The sequence below is a fragment of the Niallia sp. genome (assembly GCF_031978665.1).
Classification (GTDB): domain Bacteria; phylum Bacillota; class Bacilli; order Bacillales; family Cytobacillaceae; genus Niallia.
On record NZ_DALZDK010000013.1, the window covers coordinates 95,728 to 105,561 of the forward strand.

Here is a 9,834-nt window from a genome sequence, read left to right on the forward strand (position 1 = left end):
GTATGTCTGACAATTTTATTAGCATAGGTAATCATTTTCTCTTTTACGTTTGACGATAAATTTCTAGCAGGTAATAACGATAAACTATCCCCTGAGTGTACACCTGTTTTCTCGATATGCTCCATAATAGTTGGAACACATATATCGATTCCATCAGCTGCTAAGTCCAATTCTGCTTCATAAGCCTCCATAAATTGATCAACAAGAACAGGATATGGCACATCTGTTTGTAAATATAAGCGTAAGGTTTCTTCATCATTTATACGTTCCATCCCTTTACCACCAATTACGTAGGATGGTCGTATCAGAACAGGGAATCCTATTTTCTTAACTGATTCAACGATCTGATCTTCACTTTCCGCTATATCTCCCTGAATATGAGGGATATCTTCTTCCTCTAACAGCTTATAAAATAAATCTCTATCTTCTAAAACATCAATTGTACTACTATTTGTTCCAAGAATATGAACGCCATATGCTTCTAGCTCTTTGGCAACATTAATTGCCGTTTGACCGCCTAATTGGACAATAACATCCTTTATGCCTTCTGATTCAATAACATTCATAATATCTTCCACTACTAATGGTTCAAAATATAGGCGATCTGCAGTGGCAAAATCAGTACTAACGGTTTCAGGATTATTATTAATAATAATCGTTTCGATTCCCTCTTCCTTTAAAGCAAATACTCCATGAACGGAACAATAATCAAACTCTATTCCCTGCCCAATTCTAATTGGACCACTACCGATAACAAGCACTTTTCGCTGATCACTTTTCTTTTGCTCATTTTCTCCATTGAAGCTGGAATAATAATAATTTGTTTTTGCTTCAAACTCAGCAGCACATGTATCTACCATTTTATAAATTGGAAGCACTTCTAATTGCTTGCGCTTTGCTCGAACCTCTTTTTCCAGGCAATTCCACGTACTACCTAAGAAGGCATCACTAAATCCTTTTTCTTTCCACTTCAATAATTCTTCTTTTGTTACTGATTGGAGCGAAGAATCGATTATATCTTTTTCCATATCTATTAGTCTTTTAAAAATATGCAGGAAGAATAAGTCGACTTTGGTTAAATCATGGATTTTAGCAAGGGACTCTGACTTTCTAATGAGTTCGAGAATAACAAAGAATCTTTCATCCGTTTGTTCAAGCATTTTCACATATAATGCTTCAACTGTCATAGCGGATAATCCAGGAAGTGTTAAATCATTCCCTTTTATTTCAAGGGAACGAATTGCTTTTAATAACGCTCGCTCCATATTCCGATCAATCCCCATTACTTCTCCAGTTGCTTTCATTTGTGTGCCAAGTTTTCTTGAAACAGCTGGAAACTTATCAAATGGCCATTTCGGAATCTTCACTACTACATAATCTAATGCAGGTTCAAAACTCGCAAATGTATCACCTGTAACTGGGTTAATCAATTCATTTAACGTATACCCAACGGCCAATTTCGCAGCCATTCTCGCGATCGGATAGCCTGTCGCTTTAGATGCAAGGGCAGAAGATCTGCTTACTCTTGGATTTACTTCAATTAAATAATATTTCTTACTGTTCGGATCTAATGCAAATTGGATATTGCATCCGCCAATTATTCCTAAAGCAGAAATGATTTTAATAGAAGCAGAACGCAGCATTTGATATTCTACATCTGTCAACGTCTGCGATGGAGCAATAACAATGCTGTCTCCAGTGTGGATTCCAACTGGATCGATGTTTTCCATATTGCAAATGGTAATACATGTATTCATGCTATCACGCATTACCTCATATTCTACTTCCTTAAAGCCAGCAATACTTCTTTCCACTAAGCATTGACCAATTGCACTTTCCTTCAAGCCCCCAGCTACAAGACTAATGAATTCTTCCATGCTTCCAGCAATCCCACCACCAGTTCCGCCTAACGTATATGCAGGGCGTACAATGATAGGGAAACCAATTTCGTTTGCAAAGTCTACAGCTTCTTCTACTTTATGAACGATTTTGCTTTCTGGTACTGGCTCATTTAATTGATACATTAATTCTCTAAAAGCTTCTCTATCTTCTCCCTTTTTAATCGATTCGATCGAGCTTCCCAATAATCTCACTTGATACTTTTCTAAGATGCCTTGCTCACTAAGTTGAAACGCTAGATTTAATCCTGTTTGGCCTCCTAATGTAGCAAGAATTCCATCAGGTTTTTCTTTTTGAATAATCATTTCTAACACATCTACTGTTAATGGTTCAAAATAAATCGAGTCCGCAAATGTTTCATCTGTCATGATCGTAGCTGGATTATTATTAACAAGAATGACTTTATATCCTTCTTCCTTCAAAGCCATGCATGCTTGTGTGCCAGCATAATCAAATTCTGCTGCCTGACCAATTACAATTGGCCCTGATCCTATTACAAGTATGGTTTTTATCGTCGTGTCTTTAGGCATATGCAAAAACTCTCCCATTGTTTGCTTTAACATTTTCTATAAATTCATCAAATATATAACAACCTTCAGAAGGTCCCGGATTTGCTTCTGGATGGAACTGTACAGTTTGTAATGGATAAATACTATGAGACAGCCCCTCTACCGATCCATCGTGAAGATTATAAAATCTTGCTTCACAGCCTGTAGCAGAAAGACTTTCCTCTTTCACTACGTAACTATGATTTTGCGAGGACATAATCACCCTCTTTTTCTTGCGATCCATCACTGGATGATTGGCTCCTCTATGTCCAAACGATAGTTTTGTCGTTTCTGCTCCTAGAGCTAATGCTGAAAGCTGATGCCCTAAACAAATACCAAGTGTTGGATAATGCTTAATCAACGCTTTAATAGTTGGCAAAATCCCCATTAATTCCTTTGGATCCCCAGGTCCATTTGATAGAAGAATTCCATCAGGCTGCAAATCTTTAATACTAGTAAATTCTGTATTATACGGAACAACTGTCACTTTACAGTCACGTTCTAATAATGCGGTTAACATACTTTCCTTTTTTCCGAAATCAACAAGAACAATATGATACTCGCCCTGTCCATACGTTTTGAAGCCCATCTCCGAAACTTTTGCTACTTTCACATCTTCCTTTAAAGTAAAGGTATTAGTAGTAATCTCTTTTTCTTCGGTCATCACTGCTGGCATGGAACCCGATTGTCTAATATTTTTTACAATGGATCGAGTATCCACATGTTCTAGCATCGGGATATCCCATTTGTTCAAATAGTCCTGTAATGAATATTCAGCCTGATAATGATAAGCATCCCTATTCGATTCATACACAATAACACCAGCTACATGTGGCTGCTTGCTCTCAAAATCTTCCTTATTGATTCCATAGTTTCCGATCAATGGGTACGTAAAGACGATGATTTGGTCCTTATAAGAAGGATCCGTTAATACTTCCTGATAACCTGTCATTCCAGTAAAAAAAACAATTTCTCCCTTTACCTCTTTGCTATTTCCATTTGTAACAAAATCGCCTTTATATTTCACACCATTGCTTAAGTGAAGATAACCTTCCATTGTGTTTACACCTCGATAATGAATGTATAGTTACTCTTTATTTCTTATAATTATACATCATCATGCAAAAAAATACATATTAGATTGTAATTTTTGCACGAATATTTAAACTTTTCTCTAAAATAGCAATTGCCTTTTCAAAATCTTCTATTGGAGTATTAAGACTTGGTAATAGTCGTATAACCTTTTCTCCAGCATTTAAAACGATTAATCCTTCTTTTCGTAATTCTCCTAAAATTGAAGCTACTGGCATATCCAATTCAATTCCAATCATCAATCCTAATCCACGAATATCCTTTACGATTTGATTTCCTGCAAACTTTTCTTTTAAAAGAGCAAAAATCCATTCACTTTTCTTTTGAACTTCTTCTAAAAAGGATTGCTGAAAAATGATTTCCATTGTTTTCGTTGCAGCAGCCATTGCTAATGGATTGCCGCCAAAAGTTGTTCCATGGCTACCTGGTCCGAAAAATTCCTTTAGCTTTCCATCTGCAACAATAGCACCTGTTGGTATACCATTTGCCATCCCTTTGGCAACACTGATGATATCGGGTTTAATTCCAAAATGCTGAAAAGCAAAAGCTTTGCCTGTTCTGCCAATTCCTGTTTGAATTTCATCGATTATTAGCAAAACACCCTTTTCTTTGCATAGTGCTTCTACTCCTTGTATAAACTCTTTCGAAGCTACAAAAATTCCGCCTTCTCCCTGAACTACCTCAAGCATCACTGCCGCTACATCCTCTGTTAACTGTTGTTCTAATGCAGGTAAATCATTAAATGGAACATATTCAAATTTTGCTAACATCGGACCAAAGCCCTGCTTGATTTTATCCTGACCTGTCGCTGACATTGTTGCAAATGTTCTACCATGAAAGGATTGCTGGAATGTAAGGATTTTTGATTTTCCCGTTGCCTTTCTGGCTAGCTTAATAGCTGCTTCATTTGCTTCTGCACCACTATTTGCAAAGAAAACAAGATCTAACCCAGACGTATGCGCCAACATTTCTGCTGCCTTTTCCTGCAGTTCTATAGGAAAGAGATTTGAAACATGCCAAAACTTATTTAATTGTTGTTCAACTGACTGTTTAACTTCTGGGTGACAATGGCCTAAATTACATACACCTATCCCAGAAGTAAAATCTAGATAAACGCCCCCATCTTTACTATATAAGTAGCTTCCTTTTGCTGATTCCCTCTATTTCCCATTTTGAATAAGTTGGAAATAAATGACTCATTCTACAATCCCTTCTTTCACAACGATTCTAGTCCCAATTATGTCTCGCCCATCAAAAAATTGTTTTTTTCCTGATACGATCATTACGCTATTTAAACCACTTTCTAGTGCAGCTAAAGCAGATGTTACCTTTGGGATCATTCCACCTGTAATCTGGCCATTTTGGATAAAATGATTAATTTCCTCCTGCGCCATTACCAGTTGAAGCTCACCATCTATTAAAATCCCTGAAACATCTGTTACAAAAAGACATTGCTCCGCATTTAAATACTTGGCAACGGCTGATGCTACATAATCGGCATTTATATTTAGTTTCCTTCCGTCCTCTGTAATTCCTATGGGTATTATAACTGGAATCAAGTTCTCTTCTAATAAAGAGGAAATCAACCTTATATTCACTTTCGAAACAGTTCCTACTAAGCCGAGCTTTTCCTCATCAATAATAGTAGCATTTATGCAATTATCATCTGTCCCATTAAGCCCAATACCATTTAAACCGTTTTCCCTTAACAACTGAACTAATTTACGGTTTGTTTTTCCAGACAGGACCATTTCGACAATTTCCAACGCTTCTTTTGTTGTTTTGCGAAGCCCATTATGAAAGGTTGCCTTCACGTGAAAATGATCAAGCATTTCATTAATATCTGGACCGCCTCCATGAACAAAGACTAACTGGTAGCCATTATCTTTTAGCTTTTTTAAACTAGTAAAAAATTCTGTTGTTAGTTGGTCGATTACACTTCCACCACATTTGATAACAATGGTTTTCATCGATTGTCACCTCAGGTTCTGTAGCTCGCATTTATCTTGACATAATCATAAGATAAATCGCAGCCCCATGCTTTTCCTTTGCCGTCACCATTATGCAAATCTACAAATATTTGAATAAAATCCTGACCTAAATAATCGATTGCCGTTTGTTCGGAAAAAGGCTGTGGTTCGCTTTCCTTTAGCATGATAATATTTCCAATTGCGATATCTACACATGCAGGATTAACTGCTGTATTGGTTTGACCGATAGCAGTGATAATTCTTCCCCAGTTTGCATCCGATCCATAAATCGCTGTTTTCACTAAATTAGAACCAACAATTTGCTTGGCAATAACCCGTGCTTCCTCGTCATCTTTACTGCCTGAAACCTTTACCTCTATTAGCTTTGTTGCCCCTTCTCCATCTTTGGCAATCTGCTTTGCAAGACTCTCACATGTCACAGAAAGCAGCTCCAAAAAGATCGGGTAATCAGGATGGTCCTCTGTAAGTTCTTCATTTTCCGCCATCCCATTTGCCATAACTAATACCGTATCATTTGTTGAAGTGTCCCCATCCACTGTAATTTGATTAAAGCTAATAGGAATTACTTTACTTAATGAGCTCTGAAGAACTTCAGATGAAATATTTACATCTGTCGTAATAAATCCAAGCATTGTCGCCATATTTGGATGAATCATTCCAGATCCCTTTGCTGTTCCTCCCATCGTTACCGTTACCCCAGCTATACTAGCTGAATAGCAGCATTTCTTCATTACTGTATCTGTCGTAAGAATTGCCTCCTGAAAGGCTTCAGCACTTTGTGGTTTATCATCAAAAATAAATTGATGAATGCCTTTTTCAATTTTATCCATTTGCAGAAATTCACCAATGACACCAGTAGAAGAAACAGCTACATACTCTTCCTTCATTTGAAGATAATTTGCCATTATCTTTCTCATTTGATAGGCATCCTTTAAACCTTGTTCTCCTGTACATGCATTCGCACAGGCACTATTTACGACAACAGCTTGAATGCATTTTTCCTTTTGGATAGAATCTTGCGTTACTTTCAATGGAGCTGCTTGGAAGTGACTTGTTGTATATACTGCTGCACAATTTGCTGGAACTTCGCTTACAATTGCACCAATATCTTTTTTATTATAGCGAAGTCCTGCATGTACTCCTGCAGCCTTAAAGCCTAATGGAGTAACCACACTTCCTCCCTTTACTTCTTCTATATGAGATAATTGATTATGAATATTATTAATAACCTGCATGTAGGCTCCTCCTTATGGGTAAAGCGGAAGAAACTGTAAACCAGTACTTTCTTCATAGCCATTCATGATATTTGCATTTTGAATGGCCTGACCCGCAGCACCTTTCATTAAATTATCAATTACGGAAACAACCGTTATCCTTCCTGTACGTTCATCCACATTTATTCCAATATCGCAATAATTAGAACCTGCAACTTCTTTTATGGAAGGTTGCGTGTAAAGTGGCCGCACACGTACAAATGGACTATTCTTATACACTTCCATGTATAAATCATGTATTTTTTCTGTTGTCATTCTATTCTTTAATGTAGCGTACATCGTTGCCATAAGTCCCCTGCTTGTCGGCAAAAGATGGGTAGAGAAAGTAATAGGCTTCATGTCGGAATTCCAATCCGTTAGCTGTTGCTCTATTTCTGGAATATGCTGATGTTCATTCACTTTATAAATTTTAAAATTTTCACTCATCTCAGCGTACATATTAGTCCTAGATGGACTCCTTCCCGCTCCAGAAATCCCAGATTTTGCATCGACAATAATACTATCTGGCAAAATAAAATTTTCTTTCACTATTGGGGCTAATCCTAATAGTGTTGCAGTTGGGTAGCATCCGGGATTAGAAATTCTCTTGCTAGAAGCTATATTTTCCTTATTCCATTCTGAAAGACCATATACAAAGCTATGGACAAGCTCTACTGACACAGGCTCTTTCTTATACCATTTTTGATAATCATCTGTATTTCTTAAGCGAAGATCTCCTGATAAATCGACCATCTGTATATCTTTATCTGCAAATTCTTGAACAAGCTTTCCAGATACACCTGTTGGAGTAGCAAAAAAGACGATATCGCATTCTTTTGCTATTTTTTCTGCGTTAATTTGCTCTAGTTTATTTTCAATAATATTAAAAAGGTGGGGATATTCATTCCATACTGGGACTTCATCTCTTGTTGTATGTACAGACTTGATTGTAAAGAATGGATGACTATGCAAAATTCTAATTAATTCCGCACCACCATAACCAGTTGTACCAATAATAGCTGCTTTCATAACTTCCTCCTTTCGTTGAAACAAATGTATATTTACTCATTTAAATTTATATTTATTAATCTAAGATTCTCTTATTATAAAAATTACTGCACATAAAAGCAATACTTTTCATAAAAGTAATAGTTTTCTTACTTTTCAGACAAATTACTAGGTAGAGGATTGGAATAAAGAGGATTTTCAGATGACAATCGTTAGAAGGAGTTTGGATTATCTATATTTATTTTCGTTCATATACCCTTTACTTTGGACAATATATCCTTTATTGCTGTATCATTCTTTCACAAGAAAACCTAAAATCCTCTATCTTCATGGAAAATTTCACACAAGCCATTAAGATAGAGGATTTTATCATTCAACATCAACATCATATGAGGTATTTATCTAGTGGTGTCAGAAATTTTCACAAAAAGCTTATTTATAAATCTTCCACTATTATATAGGCAGCTTTCACTGGACCATGGACACCGACTACTAAATCCATTTCGATATCAGCAGAGTTACTCGGTCCAGTAATATAGTTGATGCAAGACGGCATTACTTCTCCATTTTGTATTTTTTCTCGTAAGATTTTTGCAGCTTGCGTCATCCGTGGAACAATAGAACTTTTTGGAACGATTACAATACTATTTATAGGTAAAAAGCTGACCGTTCTCCCCCGATCCTTTCCGCTATAGACAACAACAGTACCTGATTCTGCTAACGTAATTTCACTTATGGTAATGCCAATATTCGCCTGTTCTGCCTTTGCAATATTCTCTTTCCCTAATGAAGCATCCCACTCAAATACCTCGATATCTTCATGGGGCAGCACTACCTTAAATAGCTCTTCGAGTCCATAGTGTTGATAACGAGTATCCTTCCAAGTAACTATATTCCCGCCACCATAATCTTTGATTAAATGATGCAGTGTATTGGTAAGTTCCTTTTGAGAAGTAATAACTAAATCTGTATGAATAAGCGTACATTGCGACTTTAAAACCTCAACAAGCTCATCCTTTGATGCCTCTTTAAGTACTTCTTCTTGTGGATGATAAGCCCATTTTGGTTTTTCTAGCTTTGTTTTTCTTTCTCTGCCTAATCTAGAAGCAATTGTTTCAAGAAAAGCCTCCCTATTCTGGATAGTTCCTGTCATTATTTCTCCTCTCCTTTCTCTCTATTCTTGAACCAATCACGAAATCTCTCTTTATTTGGGGCAGGAAGATCACGAATATCTGTCCATTCCTTTAGCATTCCAACGCCTTTCGTAATTTTATCTCCTTTAGCTAATGGTTTCGTCACGGCAGGAGCAATTTTAGATCCAATATTATATAGCTTTGGAGAAGATGCGCCGATACCAAAGGCTTTAAATATCATTTTCTCAGAAATTGGAGCTTTCCCTTCCTTTTCCACAATTACTTGTCTATGCTTATGCAATAGTTCATGAAGTGGTATTTTAACTGGACAAGCATCTGTACATGCTGCACAAAGAGTAGATGCATACGGGAGCTCCTTATACTCATCATAACCGCCTAACAATGGAGAAAGAACGGCCCCAATTGGTCCAGAGTAAATCGATCCGTAGGAATGCCCACCAACCTGTCTGTATACAGGACAAACATTTACACATGCTGCACAACGGATACATTGCAATACAGATTGAAATTCTCCGCCAAGAATATCTGAGCGCCCATTATCCACAATAACTAAATGAAAGTCCTCTGGTCCGTCCACATCGCCATCTTCTCTTGGTCCCGTTAACGTCGTTACATAACTGGTTAGTTTTTGACCAACTGCACTTCTTGTTAGCATTCCAACCAATACTTCCATTTCCGAAAAAGTTGGAACAATGCGTTCCATTCCCATTACAACAACTTGTATTTTTGGCAGAGCTGCAACCAAATCAGCATTACCTTCATTCGTTACGAGCGTAATCGAGCCTGTCTCTGCCACAGCAAAATTACAGCCTGTAATCCCCATATCTGCTGTTAGGTACTCATTTCGAAGTACTTGCCTTGCATGCCATGCTAATTCTTCTGGCTTTTC

General features: G+C 37.1%; 7 protein-coding genes and 1 pseudogene. All 8 read right to left on the reverse strand.

Going from position 1 to position 9,834, the window contains the following annotated elements; translation table 11 throughout:
• Positions 1–2,429, reverse strand: a 2,429-nt coding sequence (locus RTL21_RS09265; RefSeq protein ID WP_312095545.1) for a carbamoyl-phosphate synthase (glutamine-hydrolyzing) large subunit, incomplete at its 3' end; no start/stop codon positions are given.
• Positions 2,422–3,504 carry a carbamoyl phosphate synthase small subunit gene (locus RTL21_RS09270; RefSeq protein ID WP_312095547.1) on the reverse strand — a complete coding sequence of 361 codons (1,083 nt, stop codon included), beginning with the start codon at positions 3,502–3,504 and terminating at the stop codon, positions 2,422–2,424. The genes RTL21_RS09265 and RTL21_RS09270, both read right to left, overlap by 8 nt.
• Before the next feature lie 79 nt (positions 3,505–3,583).
• Positions 3,584–4,633 (reverse strand): annotated as a pseudogene (locus tag RTL21_RS09275) (acetylornithine transaminase); the annotation flags it as partial.
• A 102-nt stretch (positions 4,634–4,735) separates the two neighbouring features.
• The gene (argB, locus tag RTL21_RS09280; protein ID WP_312095549.1) at positions 4,736–5,509 is read right to left on the reverse strand and encodes an acetylglutamate kinase; all 774 of its coding nucleotides are present in this window, start codon (positions 5,507–5,509) and stop codon (positions 4,736–4,738) included.
• Between the two features lie 11 nt (positions 5,510–5,520).
• Entirely contained in the window at positions 5,521–6,765 is a 1,245-nt protein-coding gene (gene argJ, locus RTL21_RS09285) for a bifunctional ornithine acetyltransferase/N-acetylglutamate synthase (RefSeq protein WP_312095551.1), read from the reverse strand.
• A gap of 12 nt (positions 6,766–6,777) precedes the next feature.
• Positions 6,778–7,812: an N-acetyl-gamma-glutamyl-phosphate reductase gene (gene argC, locus RTL21_RS09290; RefSeq protein ID WP_312095553.1), complete on the reverse strand. Its 1,035-nt coding sequence runs from the start codon at positions 7,810–7,812 to the stop codon at positions 6,778–6,780.
• Positions 7,813–8,227: 415 nt separating this feature from the next.
• A complete protein-coding gene (locus RTL21_RS09295; RefSeq protein ID WP_312095555.1) occupies positions 8,228–8,944 on the reverse strand; it encodes a LutC/YkgG family protein in 717 nt (238 codons plus the stop codon).
• On the reverse strand, positions 8,944–9,834 hold an 891-nt coding region (locus tag RTL21_RS09300), incomplete at its 5' end, for a lactate utilization protein B (protein WP_312095557.1). The genes RTL21_RS09295 and RTL21_RS09300, both read right to left, overlap by 1 nt.